Raw genomic sequence first — 18,653 nt, forward strand, 5'->3', positions numbered from 1 at the left:
CATGATATATCCCATTACCCTAAAAAAACTGAAAGTTGGAAACAATATAGTCGATAGCTACTTACCAGTGCGTAACAGCAATAATAATATTGATTGGAAAATAGTTACTGGTCTGGTACTTAGTTATGCACTTAAACATAAGATTGATGATTACGATTTCTCTCAGTTTCGTGATGACTGCAGATCTGATTTGCAGGGAGTACTTGAAGATTCAGAATTTTGGTCGATCTTGGAAAGAATGTACTTTACAAACTATGATGTTTTCCGTGTATCTCCGCTTTTTTTACTTTTCCATGCGCAGTTTTCTGATGATAAAATAAATGTAGGCTCCACAGCAGATAAGCGACTTGCTATCCTATTTTCTAATCTGATAGGGGAGTTTTCATTAAATTATCCAATACAAGATAATTTAAATTTCATCGAGCAAAGAATGTTAGGTAAACTTGCTAAAAATATTACTCCTTTTTTGGGCAGGGGACCATTTACAGAAGAACAACCATATTTACCCTATATGGTGGAGTGTTTTCAGTCAGATCTTTCATTTTTAGCAGAGCATCCAAAGTATCTATTACAAGAGCTAACCAATACTCTTCGATTGTATGCCTTCAGCTGGTGTGCTCAATTAGCACTCAATATTGATAACTGGAAAGATGGAGTTCCAAAAAGCAAATCGTTGTTTTTTATTCTTGATAGTGAGAAGGCTAGCTCCGAACGTGATATGTTGAAACGATATGGTTATAAACTATTCTCAAGTCAAAGTGAAAAACTTTTCCCCATGCTTTCTGCATTAGAGGTATTACAGTGGGAAAAAGGCGAAAAAAAACGTCCATTATGGCAGGTTTATCAGGATGTACTAAATTATCCAGACACTTCATTCCAGATATTAAATGCGCTTAATAAGTATTTGAGTGAATTTATTGAGAATCGGAAGCTCGAAGCTAGGGAAAAAGCATCAACTCTAGAAGGTGTCTTCAATCAATTTTTTTCTGTTGCTCTTGAACAATTCCAAGATAAAAAAGATAGGGCAGCAGTAAACCGTAATTACATCAATGAGTTGGAAAGAGAAATCTGTACAGGTTTCATTCAGGTCCGTGGTCGGGCAGGGAAAGTGCTGGTGCTGAATCAGGATCGTCTTCTGTTGCTGACCAATCTCACTGTGGGCAAAAATGACAAACTCCGCCTGCATGAACTGCTGCGTGGTTTTGAACAGCGTGGTTTTTATCTGGACAACCAGTCGGCGCAAACGCTGGTGGCGTTTTATGAACGCATGGGAAATGTAGAGCGAATGAGTGATAGTGGAGACGCCGTGTATGTCCGTAAAACAGTATGAAACCTATCTGGCAGAAACTTTTATTGAATGGGTAGGTGGCATCATTCAGCCCGGCGAGCGCTACCAGTTCAAATCTCCCGATCCCGATAATGCCCTAAAACTGTGGGAAGCATTCGTCTCTCTGGCGGACGGCAATCAGTTGGAAATTGCGCCAGGGCAATATATTGATTGCCTCCCCTGCAATGGTGTTCAGCTTATTCCTGTATTGCACGGAGCCGAGGCCCCAGCATTCACAGAAAACTACATTTCTCATTTGCGCGATGAAGTTGCAGGGCGCAGCGGCGTTTTTGCCCAAACAGCGCTGTTGATTATTCACAACAGTATGCTCGATACCCTGGTTAACAGCACGAAAGACGTGGCGGCACCGGATGCTATTTGGTACCCACAAACTTTCAGTCATCAACTGGAAAAGCTCATTACTACTAATAGTAACCGTTCGGAATTGTCCCGCTGTTTGCTGGAGGATCAACTGGCGACGGTACTGGATGAAGGCGCGACCGTATTTGGTTTCTCGTCGCTGTATCGCTTGCTGGATGATGGCAATCTGGATTTCTCTGAGCTTCATCTGTTTAAAGATGATGAACTACTGAACTACAGCCAGAAGCAACTACGCACCCGACTGAATGAAAACCGGAAATTATATCGCCAGATAGAAGATAGTGTTGAACGCTACAGTGGACAGCTGGAGAATGTGCTGCCTGAGTTTAGTACAAAATTCATTCAGGAGCATTTTTACGATAAAGATGACTGGCGTGAGCTCGATTTCTCCGACTATAGGAAAGAGAAAGCACAGAATAGTGAACAAAAACTGGTGCTGGAGAACGTCTCCGTCGAAAACGGCGAGGTTTGGCAACGGGCGAAAAGCGCCAGTAAGGCAGGCAAACGTGACATCAGTCTGCTGGTGCAGGTGCAGCCAGGGCAATCAAAGGCTGAGCTGGAGTTCAATTTTCAGGGTAATGACCTTCAGGATAACCAGATAAAGATTGCCCATAATCGCCAGTTAAAGAATGCACCTTTCTGGCGCACCAGCCGGGCGGGAGGCAAGACTTCACGCATTATGGCATCGGTGCCTTTTGACGGGCATCCTTGCTTCTTTAGTCTCGAACTGACCAACCGCAATAATTCCGCTGAAGAGTATAAATTTCGTCTGTTGTTGGTCGAGCAGGGACAATTCTGGCTGAACGATATTCAGCACTGTTACCGCATTGAACCAGGTAAAGAACAAATAACCCTGCAACTGGAAGATAACACTCTGCGTATTGCCGAGTCTGGCAACCTGACCTGTACGTTGAATGACGAGAGCGAAGACATAGACTGCCAGCATTATGCTCAGGTGAATTTTGAGACGCTGGCAAATCAAAGTGACCTGGTTCAGTTTGCGATCGTTTCCGGCGATACCCGTCTGTCGTTTAACATAGAGGGACCGGGAGCAGAAGAAGGGCTAACGCTGCCACTGCTTTTTGACCAAAGTCGTTTCAACAAATTGTTTAAGGAAGAGGGCAATGCAACTTGGAACCGACTAAAAGGGCGCATCATCCTCGATAATACTGAACACAAGGTCGTCGGTGTACGCCAGCAGTTGTTGATACTGGAAGCCTCATTAATTGAGCAACGTCTGCTAGGTACGGGAAGTGACGATAGCGAGTTTGCGCTGAATGAACTTCTTGCTAGATACCCCGATCTCCATAACGCTTATGAGCAGTTATTTGCCTACTATCATCGTCGTAACACCCTGCCGAGTCTGGTGTCGTGGTCAACGGAATATCGCACACTAGTCAGCTACATTGTTACTACGTTTGAACAGTCACTCCAGCAAATAGGCCTGAGCAGAGCGCTGACAGCACAAGAGAAACGTCTTCTGCATCTTGGGATCTGCCGCAATGATAGCCATGAGCGCCTCTCTCCGCTGCATCCTCTGGTCCTGGCCTACCATCTACAACTGGCAGAAACTATCGTTGCGGAGTCGGAACAGCACGATTCGGCATCATTTGCCACACTACCGCCGATCACTCTTGATCGCTTGATGGTTTCCGGGTTAGTACCGTTTGTTTATCACAGTGAGCATGAATACGCGCAACTACAGCCGGTGGATGAAAACCGCTTCTGGATTGATGTGGTTCCCCAGCGGCAGGTCAGCCATGACTACGTTAAACGTCTGGTAAAAGACAAACTTAATGAGTTCACGGACGCTTACGCCCGGTTGTTCCAGAGCGCTGAAAACAGTGCGTTGATTATCAATGCCATTAATCAAGGGAACGCCAAAGAACTGTTTCTGGGATTAGTAGAATATTTTAAGCAAGAAAAAGAGAAGGCTATTTCGGTTCATGTGAACTGCTACGATGAACGTTTGCTACCCAATATGTTCGATCACTTCGCAGAAAGTGGTAGCTATGAGCAGCTTAAAAACGATCTCGATCTGAACAGCGGCGTATGGCGGGCGGAAGCCGATATGCTGATTGACCTGCTGCGTAGCCGGTTAACGTTCAGCAAGTTTGTCCTGCCGTCAGAAAGCGACAAGCTGGCCTATGCACATCTGGCATTTTTCACCAATACAGCACCTGTGGATTGCCGCCAGATCCGCATTGAAGATGCGTCCAGTGGGGTATTGTGTCATGGGTTGATCGCTGGGGAAGGTGCCGAAACGCAGGGGGATGCTTACTTTACCGCGTTTGGACTGCGTGATGTGGATACTGAGTCCTACTGCGCCCTGCGTCTTGCCCGACTAATCGGCTGCCTGTGGCAACCTGCACGTCAAAGCAACAGCCAGTATCATGGACAAGGGATCGGCCTGGCTGTGAGCGGCAATTTTAAACAGCTGCTCAATTACTCCTACAGTAGTGCGCTCTGGACCACCATTATTGATCCAAAAGTCACTCTCGACTTTTTCACCAGTCAGAAAGATGTGGTGCTTATCCACTATTCTGACCAGTACACCAGTTGCGCAGGCTACGATGCCGTCACCGTCACGAAGCAGGTTGATTTGTTCCTGCGGTTGCTCCAGACCGGAAGCCAGTCAGGGCAACCTGCTGTTGATAGTCAGCATTTGCTGGCTGAATTTAATGCCTTTAACGGCGAATGGCTGCTGAAAATGCTGCGCTCCAATGAAAGAGAGCGTAAAGAGAAGCACGGTATTATAGGTGCGTACAAATTTGTGCAATCTATGTTGCACCAGTCCGACATTTGCTGGATTCCGTTATCGGTGGCCGAAATGATCCGTGTGTCCGGCAATGTCGGGCTGAAAATGAAAGAGAGCGATTTATCGAGAAATTTACAGGGTTATCGTAACGGCGCAATATCTGATGATGTGCTCTTTGTGGGTTTTAAAGAAAACCGCCTCTATCTGCTACCGCTAGAAGTTAAAACCGGGGCGCGGCCTGACTACAGCTATGCAGGCCAACAGGCTCGTGAGCTGAAACGTTATTTACAGCAGGACATTCTGGAACCACAAACGCTGGCATCACAATTGTACCGGGCGCTCTTTATTCGTCAGGTGTTGATGCAGGTGGAGAAATTGCGTTTGTACGGTGTGCTGGACAGCAACAAACTGGCTCCCTTGCTGGATAGACGCGAATGGTGGTTAACAGGCGACTATCAGTTAGGTGAGTTGGCCGACTATGCGGACGGCTTCGTCGTGGCGCATGTAGACAGCGCAACCTGCTTCGATCTCTCTTATAAAGAGACAGCGGAGAATATTTTACAGATCGAAATCCCTTATTCACTACTGCCTTCGTTGATTGCTGCGCAAGGGCATGAATCACCGTTGGTGGAACGTTACCGGGTACCGGAAAAATACCGACTTAAGCCTGAGTGTGATGCCAGTCCGTCAAAACCCGAAGTCGTGGTAGAAGTCACAACGCCGACTGCTGCACAGTCCATTTCGGAACCTGAGTCGGAGTCGTTAGAGCCTGCTGTACCGGTGGTGACACCTGATATTAGCGATACTCCATTACAGATCCTGTTTGGTCATGATGCAGTGCGTCGGAGCCCATTACATTGGGAGCCAACCAACACCGCGAAGTTCATGAATACCAATACCGGCATTATTGGAACGATGGGCACTGGTAAAACCCAGTTTACTAAATCGTTGGTCACACAGTTGATGCGTAATCAGTCCTGTAACGTTGATGGTAAACCTATTGGTTTGCTGATCTTCGACTACAAATCAGACTATGTGGACGAGGCTTTTATTGATGCTACGGAGGCCAAAAAGTACAAGTTATTCAAGCTGCCTTACAACCCCTTATCTCTGTTTGGCGACACGCCAATGTTACCAATCCACACCGCTGGTGGACTATCGGAAACGATGGCGAAAGCCTATGGGCTAGGCCATAAACAGCAGCTCAAATTAGAAAATCTGATTTTAGAATGCTACGAAGCGGCAGGTATTTCGGCGGAAGATTCGACAACATGGTCAAGGACTGCGCCGACAATTGAAGATGTATGGCAGCGCTTCCTCGATCAGGATAAGGTTGAAGAAGATTCGCTTTACGCAGCTCTTTCTAAACTGGCGCGTTACAAGATATTCGAGACTATCCCGGAGAAGATGACCAGCTTGTACGAATTGATTGACGGCGTCACCGTGATCGAACTGGCTGGTTACCCGCCAGAAGTGCAAAACTTGGTAGTCGCGCTCACGCTGGATCTGTTTTACGCGCAGATGCAAAAGCGCGGTAAACCAGTCGTGCGGGGGGATTATCGTCAGCTCACCAAAATGATTCTGGTGGACGAAGCCGATAACTTTATGCGTCAGGATTTTTCCAGCCTCCGTAAGATCCTTAAAGAGGGCCGTGAGTATGGCGTTGGTGCGATCCTGTCAACTCAGGAGATAACCCACTTTAAGACTGGTGAAAATAACTATGCCTCATATATCTTAACTTGGGTGATCCATCGTGTTTCCGAGATTAGGAATGCGGATATTAAGGCGGTATTTAACGTCGATGATAAAGGTGAGCAGGAGTCTTTGATGGGAGAGATTCGGCAGCTTGAGAAGCATTTTAGCCTGTATGTGGATGGGGATAAGCGGGTTAAGAAGATGCGTGATCGGGCTTTTTGGGAGCTGATATGATTCTAGTTATGATTTATGGAGGTGTTAGATGAGTGATGACTCTAATACTATTACATCAAGTGACAGTTACATTAAGTCTACTGGGATAAGATGTGTAAATGCTGTGTGTGCTCTTTCTTTCTGGCGAGAGTTTATTGCATATTTTTTCCTAGGAAGTATGGGGCTATGGCTTCCTCCTTTTTTAGGGGCTTCTGGCGCGAATGCAGTTTTTGATCCAATGAATGTTTTAACATTTGGTCTTGTGACGTTGTTTATAATATTAGAAGCAAGGCTTTTTATGGATAAAAATGATGATGCTAAATCTCCTGGAGTAACTAAATTAATAGTTTTGCTAGGTGTGATATTATTGTGCATCGGATATGTTAAAGGTGTTGTAACAAATGGGACTCCATTATTCTGGGGGATGGGTTGGGTTCATATCTCTTTATTTTTTACAATGTTAGTTTGGCTGCTTAACCATGTTAATACATCAAGATATGATCCAAAAGGCATTAATGAGATGCTTGGGGGGAGCGTATGAGTAATGAAATTAGACTTCCAGCAATTAAAATAGAGCAACCAATTGGATCATTTTATGCAGTTTCTATGCGTTCGGATCTATTATCAAAAGTTGCTTTTAGCTCTAGAGCTGAATATAAAAAATCCGATCTTCAAGAAGGAATCTTTTCGCTTTTAAAAGGTAACCAGCGTGAGTTGGATTTAAAACGTAGCAAACAAATAGGCCAATATATTGACAGTGTTGAGTCAACATTCCCAAATTCTATAATTCTTGGTGCCAATTTTGATAAGGACGGGAATTTGGTCGAGGATTATGATATTAGATGGCGAGTGGAAAAGAATGGGGATTTATATACCTTAGTTATACCTTCGGAAAACAATGTTGTAGCAACAATAATTGATGGGCAGCATCGACTATCAGGGTTTGGGTATTCAGAACGTGAAAGTATGGAACTTTTATGTTCTGTATTTATTGATCTTCCTGCGCCATATCAGGCATATATTTTCGCTACCATCAATTTTAATCAAAAAAATGTTAATAAAAGCCTTGCATATGATTTATATGGATTTAGAGTTGAAGAAGAAGATAAGAAAGAATGGTCACCAGAGAAATTAGCTGTATTTATAGCTAGAAGATTAAATAAGTATTGTGAACCCTTGAAAGATAAAATAAAGCTAGGGGCTCCTTCCGACATTGATGATACTAGTTCCTCTATGAAATTAATTTCTCTATCAACTATTGTTGATGGTGTGATGAAATTGATAACTAATAATCCCAAGAAGGATAGAGATGAACTTCTTAACTTCAAAAATAAAAATGGACGAAGTGCTCTATCAAGAAAAATGATTTCCCAGCCGTTAAGAGGTTTATATATAGAATATAAAGACGATGAAATTGAAGGGATAATAAGAAAATATTTCACTAAAATCAAAGAGATATTATGGATTCAGCAATCGGATAACAGCTATTTATTAAAAACAATCGGTTTTCAAACGCAGTTTGAAATTCTTAGGCAATATTTACTGTCGACATCTGATTATGAGCTCAATGGTATTGATGAAAAATTAGAACTGCTTGTGGATATTGATTTTTCTGATATTTTCTTTACTGCATCAGGAATTGGTGCAACACGAATGAAGAACATATCATTGATTAAATTAAAATTGAAATCTCTTACTGATCTAGTTGAACACAAAGATTATAACGACTATGTGAGGTTACTCAAATAGGATGATATATTTCGCAAGGCCTGATATGAAAAATAACATGCTCAGACCTTGCGAGTTTTTATAGTACTTGAACCAAATCCTTTAAACTCCGATAATTCCTCAACGCAGCAATCCCATCCTCAACATGCGCAGCCCATGCCTTAATCATCGCCTTCTGCTCCAATTGTGGATAAAGCATCTTTAACACCAGTTCTGTAGCTTGCAGTGTTTCTCCAAGCCACGTAATTTTATCCAGCACTAGCGATCCATCCAGCTTCTTACTATCCCGCTCAGGCGAATAGCGAAACTCACTCTCCACCGAGCGGAAAAATGCCAGTCGAGCCGCGACATTTGGCGTAATCCCAGTATATCCTTTTAACTTCTTGAGCTGGTCTTCAGTCTGACGACTAAGCACCATTCGATTCGGGAGCATCAGACAGCCTCCTTAGTTAGTTCCCAGAAATAACCGGGTTTCAGCGCAGATGATTTGGTATGCGCATTAAACACAATCTCATACGCATGAGAAATATCATCACGCAGTCGATCGACGAAATAACGCTCGTCCACTTCAGTATCGGTGGATAGCAGCACAACCTGATGGCTGGCCTCCGGGAAATAATGATTAATCAACTTATCCCGGTGCTGAGAATCCAGACGCCCTAACGGTGTATCAATAATCACCGGGAAATCACGCCCAGAGGTTTTTGCCAGCGCCTCAAGAATAGCAATCGCATAAATCTGCTTTTCACCCGCAGAAAGCAGCTTACGATTAATCACTGAACCCTTTTCATCCACCAGTTCAACATCAAATGTCTGTGGATTTATGTGCGCATTGAGCTGTAAATCCTCTTTACGAGCCAGCTTGTGGTAGGCAATTTCAAAGTTAGCAGATAATTTTTTCACTCGCGCCTGTGTTAGCACATCGCTGTAGTAATCGAGCAGGTTAATAGTCTCCTGTGCATTTTTAAATGCGCTACTCAAACCATGTTGGCTACGGGTGATGTCATGTGCTTTCTGTACCTGACGAACACAGTCCAGTTGCTGTTGTTTCGTCCGTTTAGCCTCTTCCAGCAACGAGCGATATTTTTGCCGCTGTTTTTCACGCTTATGATCGAGATCGCGTAATGCTGCAAAGAGATCCATTAACTGCTCGTCTTCCGGGGCGCGAGCAATGTTAGCAGCGGCCTGCTCCAGTTGTTGTTCAATATCCGTTAATTGATGGCGGTACATATCAAAACGCTGCCAAGCTTTTTTGCTATCCTGCTCAATTGATTGCTGGAGCATACCGGCTTCACGTTCAGAAATATCAAACAGCAAATCACCTTTTGGTTTGGCCGCCATATATGCGTCCAAATTATTAGTAATCGCTTCGGTAGCAATGGCTCTGGTACTGCTCTCATTACTGGAACGGAACGCGATCTCATTTTTGAGTTGAGTTAAAAATTGATTTAACTCCATCTCAAAATTTTTCGCCTGCTTGATCTGTGCTTCATTGGCAATTTTTTCCAGCAACCGCGACAACGTATTAGGCGCTAACGCATAGGGCAACGATCCATCGCATTCCTGTCGTAACGCTTTTTCAAGACGCTCTTTTTCTTTTAACAGCGTTTCAACTTTCTGTTTTTCCTGTGCTTTGGTCTGGGCAAATGCGCCGCCCTGCGCATTTAACAATCCCTCATGGCGAATAATGTCCTGGGATAAAAATTCAATCCGCGAGTTGACGAAATCGGCCTCTTCCAGCAATTTCTCTGCCTGACCGGCAAGCGTTTTAATCTTTGTCTCAAGCGCTTCGACCTGCTGTTGCTGGGAGCCACCTAACTGCGCGGTTTGCTGGCGTTTGACAAAAATCATCAGGTCATTTTGCAGTCTGGCGATCAGATCCAGTCCCAACAAACGACGCACCGCTGTACGCAGAATATTACCGGATTCATCTTCCGCCAACTCTGCAATCTTCTCTCCATCAAAAAAGAAAAGATCGGCAACACCGTGAGGAATTAATTCATTCAAAAACCCCTGACACTGGTCATAACTGAGTTCACTACGCGGTTGTCCATCCTGCTGCAAAGAGAGACGGTCTTTCTTTCCTTTCTTCCAGCTACGCGTGACGGTGAATTCAGTCTCATGGCCGTTTTGGTTGTAAGTAAAGGTTAGTTCTACGGCGGCCTCATCCGGATGCTCTGCTGTATACGTCCCGTTGTGCACCAGTGCACCGAGTTGTTCAACATACTCCTGCTGCTGCATTGCCGGGCCAAACGCTAAACGCCCATACAGTGCCAGTCGAATTGCCGACAGAATAGACGTTTTCCCTGCGCCATTTAAACCACCAAACAGCACAATTGGACGAGGGTTTACTTCATGCGGGCGCTTTCTGGGAGCCAGATCGATGGTATGTGTACCACTAAATACCCGAAAATTATGCAATACCAGTTGCTTAATGAGCACGTTCATTTTCCTCATCGACAAGCACGGATGATTCACCCGCATCGACAATTCTGCGCTGTAAAATCTGGAGTTCATCTTCCAGCTTTTCAACTTCGTCCTGATGAATATCCCGATCGTTGCGTTTTTGCAGTGTTGCTTGTTGCTGCTGGATCTCTTCCAGACTGCCCCAGTCCTGCTTCAAAATTGTGCCGAGCTTGTCAAAAATCCCCTGACGACGACTTAACCCTTCCATCGAAGTTTCTAGCTCTATCAGTTTCATCACCATTTCAGGTACTACGTCGAATCCTTGCGTTATCTGGGCCAGCAAATTAGCATCGCTGGCGTCAAAGCGCGACTGATCGTCAACCACCCAGTTCAGATCCTGCTGATATATCTCGCGGTAAATATCCGGCAACGTGTCGTGCCAGTCTGGCTCATTAGGATCTTTCAACCATTCCTGACGGATAGCATGTAGCTCTGGCTGGGTAATTAATGTAATCGTGTGGCCCTGGGCGTTTAAATCGCGCTCAATTTCCAGTAAATCTTTTAACCACTGCTGACGGTATTTGAGCCAGTAGGGACCAGGAACATGCTTACGCTCTGCGCTGCGATCTTCGCCGTCTTTAGCGTATTGATAGCTCACCTTACCGGTGCGGCGTTTATAGTTGCGATAGGTGTCTTTATTCACGGGATCGGTGGTAAAAGCCAGTAGATCACGATATTTCAGCAATGGCGACATCCACTCTTCGCCATTTTTGATCAGACTTTCCATCGCTTTATCTTTGGTGACTACGGTACAGGTCCAGCAGCCAAAGCGAGAGTTCCCGCAAGAGGGGGTACTTTCGTCGATCACCAAGGGACACTCACCCTGCGCGGAAGAGTCCATATACAGCGTCCACAGAGGACGATTGTTTCCACCCCACGGGCTTTCCCATTCGTCGATATCTTCAGGAGCATAGCGGAACGCGCCGCGCAGAAGTTTCCAGACGTCTTCTACATCCCAGGTATCAATAGGGGTATAGATAAACGCATTTGCCAGCGTGGTATGTCGGGCCAGGCGTGAGCCATCAATTTTGTGCTTTGCGATGACCTGCGCACGGGAGGCACTCTCGCTGCTACGTGAGCCGAGGACAACAATCACCTCATCAAACTGGCTGACCTTATCTTTAATAAAGTCGCTCACCGGATTGATTTTCATACGCTCGGTACACCAGCGAAAACTACGGGTTGGGGCCGGATAACCTTTCCCTAGTAAATTGACCCAGAAGGTTTCATTAGTTTTAGGCATCACGGCATGTTGAGTGATCGGCAGGCCATTACGTTTTGCGCCTGCCTCAATCTGCAACATTGTTTTCTTAATCAGATCCACGACCACTGGTGTTTCCACCAGCGTATCGGATGACACCAGAAAAACATCTTTACTGCGCATTTCCGGGGGCAGGCCGAGCAGGGCCAGATACACCAGCGTGATCACGGCGGAAGAATCTTTCCCTCCGCTATAGCCAATTACCCACGGTCGCTTATCCGCACAATAAATTCTTTGGACCTCAGCAACATATTCGGCCAGAGGGCGTCCAGCGAACTGCTCCTGATTAATAAAATCTTCGTATTCGGCCAAATCGTAGGCCTGAACTAATTTACTCATGAGACAACCATTTGAGCTTCAAGCTCCTGTTCTTCAGGAGTGAGGGGAATTGAGAGCGCGGTTTTTAGTGCATTGCAGGTAAGCTGGATCGCCGTACTGGTTTTACTCAGCTTGCCGTGCTGCATCGCGCGTTTGATCAGATCCGGATTGTTTCTGCGCCAATTAAAGGTTTTGAGTGCAGCAATTTTCTCCGGCCACTGCTCGGGGTAGTCTATCAGCAGGGCATACCCCAGCTGTCCGAGTGCCTGCAAACCAATGCCGTGAGCGTGAACATAGTCCTGACGTAGTTGAACCGGTGAAACTTCTTTTTTTGCGGCTAACTGCCAGTCCGGCATTACATGATAAATAGCCTGCCAATAGCGAGTTGCTATCTGGGTACATTCTTCAAAATTGCCCTCTTTAGGATCTTTTCCCAGCAACGCACGGGTAGCTTGTTTGATGCTGCTTAACGTAAATAATTTATTTGACCGCTGACTGATACCGGATTTTTCCAGCTCAGTCATTCCGACAAACGGCTCTACGGACATTGCCAGATAACGTGCCAGATTTGAACTGGCATCCCGATGATCATACAACGATGCCAGTGACGGGCTGGGACGAATAGCGTATTTATTCAGATCGGCAAACATCTGTTGGCTGCGTTTTAATCCTTCATCGACAAAAAACAGCACCGGAATGTTATCCTGCCCCAACTCTGGGCGTGCTTCTAAAGCATCTTCAATTGCTTTACGACGATGCTGGCCGTCATTGATCAGAATTTGCGCATCCATCGGTACGCATAACGTTCCCAGGTTGTTTGTACCTGGGTGCTCATCAAACTGGACGTCAACGGCAATGGATGCTGTAAGCGCAGAGAATACATAATCTTTTGGATTTTCCAGAAGATAACGCACCATTTCGGGGATACGCGATTTATTCAGTGTGCGCTGTGCGCGTAGCTCAGGCGGTACGTCATTTTCATCAAAGCTGAATATCTTGGGAATGATGCGCATCGGGCACGTGGCGATGTAGAAAGGACGACCAGCCTGAATGCCACGTATAGCTGGAAAAGAGTAGCAGTAATCTGCATCAACACTAGCCATGCTGTAATCCGTATAAAAATCGAATGAATTTGGTTACGTGATATTTTACGTAACTCAGGGCAAAAATTACAGTTTTTTCACGTAAAAAATTGCGTACTGTATTCCGATATATGCCCGAAATTTAGTTTTATAAACCAAATTCGCACAGAGGTGAACTATTCTATATGGAGTTGTTTTTTGCTTTATATTCAATTGGATGTAAATATATTTTCATGCATCAGTTTTGTAAGTACCTCATTTTCTTCCTAGAGTTTCCTCAGCCAAAAGTAAATCTCCTCATGATTCATCCGCTTCAGGTTTTCCATCCAGTTAATCATTGAAGTTCCCAGCATCAAGTTGTAGCTGCATAGCCAAATCAGCTTATGACGAATCTCACGCACCTTAAATCGTGCGGAGAGGCTGTTTGCTTCAATCTTGCACAACTGACCCAGTAACACCCCTTCCATTCCGACATAGGTGGCGTCATTGAGAAAAGGGCGAGCAGGGAGGAGTTCTGTTTTTTCCGAGGTGTAAAAGCAGTTCGGCACAAATCGGAACTGATATCAGTGGCCGGTAAATAGCAGATATTCATCCATCATTTGCGTGAGGGATATGTTTTCCTCCTGCCGTCCAACCAGCCACAAGCCTAGATCTTCAGGTGCCTTACGTTTCAGATTATCCAGCCAGTCTTCCAGCGTCGCTCCCATCATCAAATCGTACCAACATAGCCAGACCAGTTTGTGGCGATACTCAGGTGAACTGAATTGTTGTAGCAGGCTAATCAGCTTATTCGCCAGCGGACGCTGCTTCAGGCGGATACATTCACTCAGCAATATCCCTTCCAGCATTGGGTGGTGCAGTAAAGTTTTTTGCTTTGTCTCAAGGCTGATTTGCATATCAGTCACAACCGATACTGGCTCTGGCTGCTGACTTCCGTAAATCAGTCGGTAAAGGCATTGTGGTACCACTGCAGTCATCTGTCCCGCGCCGGGAAAGAACAGACTGCCTACCATCAGATGGTGGCTGGCCTGGATATTGGGGTGACACATACCATTTATGATGGCCAGTTTTGTGAACCCGTTTAGCCAACGTTGGTAGCTATCCAGCAAACTGTCATATCGCGTCTTTGACTCTTTCATGGTGAATTATCCCTGAATACTGAATGACAGGCAGCTGCAAACCCCCGCAATCAGCGGATAAAGAGTCTGCCAGTCAGGAAAGTGATATGTAAGGAGAGGTATCTAGCTGCGTGATTCGTCAATTCTCGCCTGTAACCAGGCTTCCACTTCACTTTTCCGCCAGCGGGAGCTGCGACCAAATTTGGTTGGTTTTGGGAACTTACCGTCTTTAATGAGTTTATAAAACCATTTATCGGTCAACTGGGTGAGTTGTGTAATGAATGCCATATCGATGAATTGGTCTTCGAGCAGGGAAGGTTTAACGGTCATGATTTGATTCTCCGGTAGCTAAGTGGGAACCGGAGATGGGTTAAGAATTACTGCTGCCCTCTCCGGCATAGCAACCGGTGGTGCTGTAAAAAAGTCGTTATATTATTTGCCCTTTCTGGGGCGGCCTTGTCTGGCTGGTTCAGGAACCTCATTACATCCCCAAATCAGATTTCCGTTCTTCTGGGATTCTTTCGTCAGATAACTGGCAATACGTCTCAGGCTATTAACGTCTTCGTCGTTGTCATAATCAACGACGTTATTAATGTTGTCCTGGCAGTAGTCCTTCGGTTTGCAACGTTCGTATTTCCCTTCGCCGTTCGTTATCGTCAGCCACAATTCACCAGTCTGTTGAATAAACGGAAATGACTTCTGATGCTTCTGCCCTTTAAGATAAAAAATGGCATGAGCATGGATAGCATTCGTCTTTGTCCATTCCAGCACCCAGAAACAACCGCAGAGTTGAGGCATTTGCATTACAGCCAAGGTTAACTCCCGGAGGTCATCCTGTATCTCAAATGAAGAATTACGAATGAATCGGTTGGTACCTCGCTGATAATCAAAATCCATTCGAAACGCCAGTATTTTGGAGTGACACATCAGAATCTGATTAAGATGGTGATTGATCATATTCAGGAGGAAATCATTGGGAGTGATTTTTTTAAAGTGTGGGTAAAGTCTTTGCATTGTGTTATTCCTTTGGGTGAGTTCAAAGGAACAGCAGAAACTGTTTTTTTGTAATGCAACTGGGAGTGTTACCTACCTGGCAGATCCAGTTAATTACTATCAGCAATGTGCTATCCCCTGGTGGGATAGTTGTTATATGCTGAGATCTACTTCCCTATAATACCAATTAACCTTAATTATCAAAAATACGTTTAAAAACCAGAAGATTGCTACGACTTATAACCGGGATGCGAAGAGTTTAACTTTATAGAAAGGAGGGCTTAGCTCGTTAAAGTATGACTGGAGCTCTTGTGTTAAGCGGATCCCGGGAACCATATTGACGAGGGAGATTATTCCGCAAGCAGTGTGAAGTGCCACGGTAGCAGCTTGATGATCCAGCTTACCGACCGCATCAAGTACGTGCTGAAGGCGGAACTCTGGCTCCACATTATTCAATTTGCACGTCCCGGTCAGACTCTAGCGAGAGCAATATTTGAGCTCCCACACCAACATCGCCAATACGATTCGCTGATGAGTCCATTTAACCAGAGCCCCCATATCGGAAGGGTATTCCACAGGTGACGCCGAGTGTTTCCGGTGAAACGGCGGGCAATGGTGGTTACGTCACTACTCGGTGTACGTTTACCTCTGTCAGTTGAAAATACCCACCTTTCTGTCAACAGAGATGAGCAGTGGTTGACTACCGTTAAATAATCGAAGCAAAGCATGATGTATCACGGCGGTGACCGGTACCCGTGACGGGTCATGAATTGCTGTTGCCCTCTCCGGCATATAGGTACCGGTGCAATGGTAAAAAAGCGGTAGAGATCATTTGTAGCTTCGTTTGACCAAGCGAGTTGATGAAGCCGCTTCATTACATGTCAGATTCAGTGACCTGTAGCCTGCACTACGTGAGAAAGGCGATGACTTGTAACGTTTTTATTGCCTGGCAGTATAGATGCCTGCATTGATATGGCATTATCCTGTCTATTTATCACAGACTTGCTTGTAACCCATTGATTTTTTATTTTTACCATCTAAATGTATCCTACATTTTTACTACGTTTTTATTTTGTTTTTTATATGATTTTAAATCAATTATTAGTCATTATTTCTATTGTTTTTTTACGCTTTCAATACGTAAGATAATCAAAATCAATCGCAGCAATTGGTGAAAAAATGAACGAAGACAGAAAGGGGTACGTTGAAGAAAGCCGTGCATGGGAAAAAGATCGTGCCGAAAAAGAGCGCATCAGGCTCGAAAAGCAATCTTCAGAAAAGCACGCGTGGTTAAAAAACAAGCTGAAGTGGTTAAATAAAGAACCAAGGGCTGCATTTTTTTTCTTTTTTTACCTGGGGATTAATTTCCAAAAATCCAGAAGTGATAGCATTGTGCCGAAGGCTGAAAACTATGGTGATCCATTATCAGCGAAGGCACTCGGAACCACATCATTTAAAATGGCTATTGATAAAACACCGGTTTGGCAACCAGAAGAAAGAGCTACGATTGGTGGGATCACACCGAGTTTCGATTTTAATTATCACCAGGACAAATCTGAATCAGATGCACAGGAGATACTGGAGGTACAAGAAACATCAGAAAAGAACAGTTTGATGAAGACAACACCCAGCACTCAAGTAAATCTGAAAGAAGATATAAATGAAATTATTAAAAAAACGAATATCTCCAGATTGAATAATAAACCTGCAAATGGGGTTTTCTTCCCGCACTTTGCCCAAGATTTTACAGGCGTAGAGAATATTCCTGATTATATCATAAAGACTCTATCTCGCTTCGATATAGAGAAAATTATTACTTTTATAAAAGAAACCAAAGAAGCATGGGTAAGCGTTCAGGAGGACTTTCAACAGGCTTTTTCATGGGTGGATATTAAAAATGAACAACAGTGTATTTGGGTTTGGAATACCATGAAGGATAAGGGCGTTTCCCCTCCAATTAATCCACTTAATAACTTTCAGCGCTGGCACTTTATCTGCGCAACCTTCGATTTATGGCAGGGATGGACGAATGAACAGCTGGATGAACTAACGAGAGGTCATAAAAAAATAAGTCCTCAACGCCTTGAGTTAAAGTCATCACTTTGCCCTCCAGGGAAGCATAAGGCAGTCTTGATGGACGAACTGGAAAAAGCCTGGGCACTGAAACTGTTTCGCAAAAAGAAAAAAGAACGTCAGGCAGACCTGAAACTCCCGGCCAAAATAAAAAAGAAACTCACAAAGCTCTCAGAGAAATACGAGATTTCTGAGTTGGATATGATGGCCTTGCTTATTGAAAGTGAGTGTGTCAGGAATGATCTGTAGAAAGTAAAATGCTTTTGTTTATTTAAAAAGAATTCAAATATATATCATCTCCCTGAACATACCTCATTAACGGCAGAACCTAACGATTCTGCCGTTTTTTATTTTCTTTATCTCAGGAGATGTCATGGATAATCGGGAAGGCATGCAGCCCCTGCAGCAATCGCTTTCTGGCCTGCCGCAGTGGGCGTCGGAGCGTATTCTGCAGCAGATAAACCAGCTTACTCATTACGAACCGGTGATCGGCATTATGGGTAAAACTGGGGCGGGCAAGAGCAGTTTGTGCAATGCCCTGTTTGCCGGAGAGATTTCACCCGTCAGCGATGTGATCGCCTGCACTCGCGAACCCTTACGCTTTCGCCTGCAGATGGGAAAGCGCTTTATGACACTGGTGGATTTACCCGGCGTCGGGGAGTCTGAGCGCCGGGACACAGAGTACGCCACACTGTACCGCGAACAGCTCACCCGTCTGGACCTGGTGCTGTGGCTTATTAAGGCCGATGACCGGGCGCTGTCGGTGGATGAACATTTTTACCGTCAGGTAATTGGAGAAGCTTACTGGAATAAAGTGCTGTTTGTTATTAGTCAGTCAGATAAAGTCGAACCAGGAAGCAGTGGCAATAAATTATCCACTGAACAGAAACAAAATATCAGCCGTAAAATCTGCCAGTTGCATGAACTTTTTCAGCCTGTAAATCCGGTCTGTGCGGTATCGGTTCGTTTGCAATGGGGGCTTAGGGTGATGGCTGAGCGGATGATTCGTTGTCTGCCGCGTGACGCGAGCAGCCCGGTGGTAGTCCAGCTCAGTGAGCCATTTCGTACCGATTCAGTTAATAAAAAAGCCCGTGACGATTTTGGTGAAACGGTAGGCTCGGTACTGGATACAGTAAGTTCCATGCCCCTGATACCGGCCCCGGTTCGGGCAATCATTCAGGCTGTACGCGACACCGTGGTATCGGTCGCCCGTGCCGTCTGGAATTTCCTCTTCTGAATA

13 protein-coding genes are annotated in these 18,653 nt (G+C 44.9%); 6 read left to right on the forward strand and 7 right to left on the reverse strand.

The window, feature by feature from the left end:
- Window positions 1-4: 4 nt before the first annotated feature.
- Genes dptG through HOY33_RS11310 form a run of 4 tightly spaced genes read left to right on the forward strand, consistent with a single transcriptional unit; the run spans window position 5 to window position 8,123 of the window.
- Window positions 5-1,330: a DNA phosphorothioation-dependent restriction protein DptG gene (gene dptG / locus HOY33_RS11295; RefSeq protein WP_172290430.1), complete on the forward strand. Its 1,326-nt coding sequence runs from the start codon at window positions 5-7 to the stop codon at window positions 1,328-1,330.
- Window positions 1,311-6,395, forward strand: a complete 5,085-nt coding sequence (gene dptH / locus HOY33_RS11300; RefSeq protein WP_172290306.1) for a DNA phosphorothioation-dependent restriction protein DptH — start codon at window positions 1,311-1,313, stop codon at window positions 6,393-6,395. The genes dptG and dptH overlap by 20 nt, the downstream gene beginning before the upstream one ends.
- A 28-nt stretch (window positions 6,396-6,423) precedes the next feature.
- Window positions 6,424-6,915, forward strand: a complete 492-nt coding sequence (locus HOY33_RS11305; protein WP_172290307.1) for a hypothetical protein — start codon at window positions 6,424-6,426, stop codon at window positions 6,913-6,915.
- Window positions 6,912-8,123, forward strand: coding sequence for a DNA phosphorothioation-associated DGQHR protein 1 (locus HOY33_RS11310; protein WP_172290308.1), 1,212 nt, complete (start codon window positions 6,912-6,914; stop codon window positions 8,121-8,123). The genes HOY33_RS11305 and HOY33_RS11310 overlap by 4 nt, the downstream gene beginning before the upstream one ends.
- 58 nt (window positions 8,124-8,181) lie before the next feature.
- On the opposite strand, the gene dndE is transcribed toward HOY33_RS11310, so the two are convergent.
- The 7 genes from dndE to HOY33_RS11345 form a co-directional block, all read right to left on the reverse strand.
- Entirely contained in the window at window positions 8,182-8,535 is a 354-nt protein-coding gene (gene dndE, locus HOY33_RS11315; RefSeq protein ID WP_024156435.1) for a DNA sulfur modification protein DndE, read from the reverse strand.
- Complete coding sequence (gene dndD / locus HOY33_RS11320) at window positions 8,535-10,544, reverse strand: DNA sulfur modification protein DndD (protein ID WP_172290309.1); 2,010 nt, start codon at window positions 10,542-10,544, stop codon at window positions 8,535-8,537. Before dndD ends, dndE begins: the two co-directional genes overlap by 1 nt.
- Window positions 10,534-12,168: a DNA phosphorothioation system sulfurtransferase DndC gene (gene dndC / locus HOY33_RS11325; protein ID WP_172290310.1), complete on the reverse strand. Its 1,635-nt coding sequence runs from the start codon at window positions 12,166-12,168 to the stop codon at window positions 10,534-10,536. The genes dndD and dndC overlap by 11 nt, the downstream gene beginning before the upstream one ends.
- Window positions 12,165-13,250, reverse strand: coding sequence for a DNA sulfur modification protein DndB (dndB, locus tag HOY33_RS11330; RefSeq protein ID WP_114683290.1), 1,086 nt, complete (start codon window positions 13,248-13,250; stop codon window positions 12,165-12,167). The genes dndC and dndB overlap by 4 nt, the downstream gene beginning before the upstream one ends.
- 542 nt (window positions 13,251-13,792) lie before the next feature.
- Window positions 13,793-14,368, reverse strand: a complete 576-nt coding sequence (locus tag HOY33_RS11335) for a hypothetical protein (RefSeq protein ID WP_172290311.1) — start codon at window positions 14,366-14,368, stop codon at window positions 13,793-13,795.
- Between the two features lie 102 nt (window positions 14,369-14,470).
- Complete coding sequence (locus HOY33_RS11340) at window positions 14,471-14,677, reverse strand: AlpA family transcriptional regulator (RefSeq protein WP_172290312.1); 207 nt, start codon at window positions 14,675-14,677, stop codon at window positions 14,471-14,473.
- A gap of 102 nt (window positions 14,678-14,779) precedes the next feature.
- On the reverse strand, window positions 14,780-15,361 hold the full coding sequence (locus tag HOY33_RS11345) for an inovirus-type Gp2 protein (RefSeq protein WP_049606152.1): 582 nt from the start codon (window positions 15,359-15,361) through the stop codon (window positions 14,780-14,782).
- Between the two features lie 1,158 nt (window positions 15,362-16,519).
- Here HOY33_RS11345 and HOY33_RS11350 point away from each other — a divergent pair.
- Both HOY33_RS11350 and HOY33_RS11355 read left to right on the forward strand, forming a co-directional pair.
- A complete protein-coding gene (locus HOY33_RS11350; RefSeq protein ID WP_172290313.1) occupies window positions 16,520-17,662 on the forward strand; it encodes a hypothetical protein in 1,143 nt (380 codons plus the stop codon).
- Between the two features lie 124 nt (window positions 17,663-17,786).
- On the forward strand, window positions 17,787-18,650 hold the full coding sequence (locus HOY33_RS11355; RefSeq protein ID WP_172290314.1) for a GTPase family protein: 864 nt from the start codon (window positions 17,787-17,789) through the stop codon (window positions 18,648-18,650).
- Window positions 18,651-18,653: the final 3 nt, after the last annotated feature.

The organism is Brenneria sp. hezel4-2-4 (genome assembly GCF_013155275.1).
Lineage (GTDB): Bacteria > Pseudomonadota > Gammaproteobacteria > Enterobacterales > Enterobacteriaceae > Brenneria.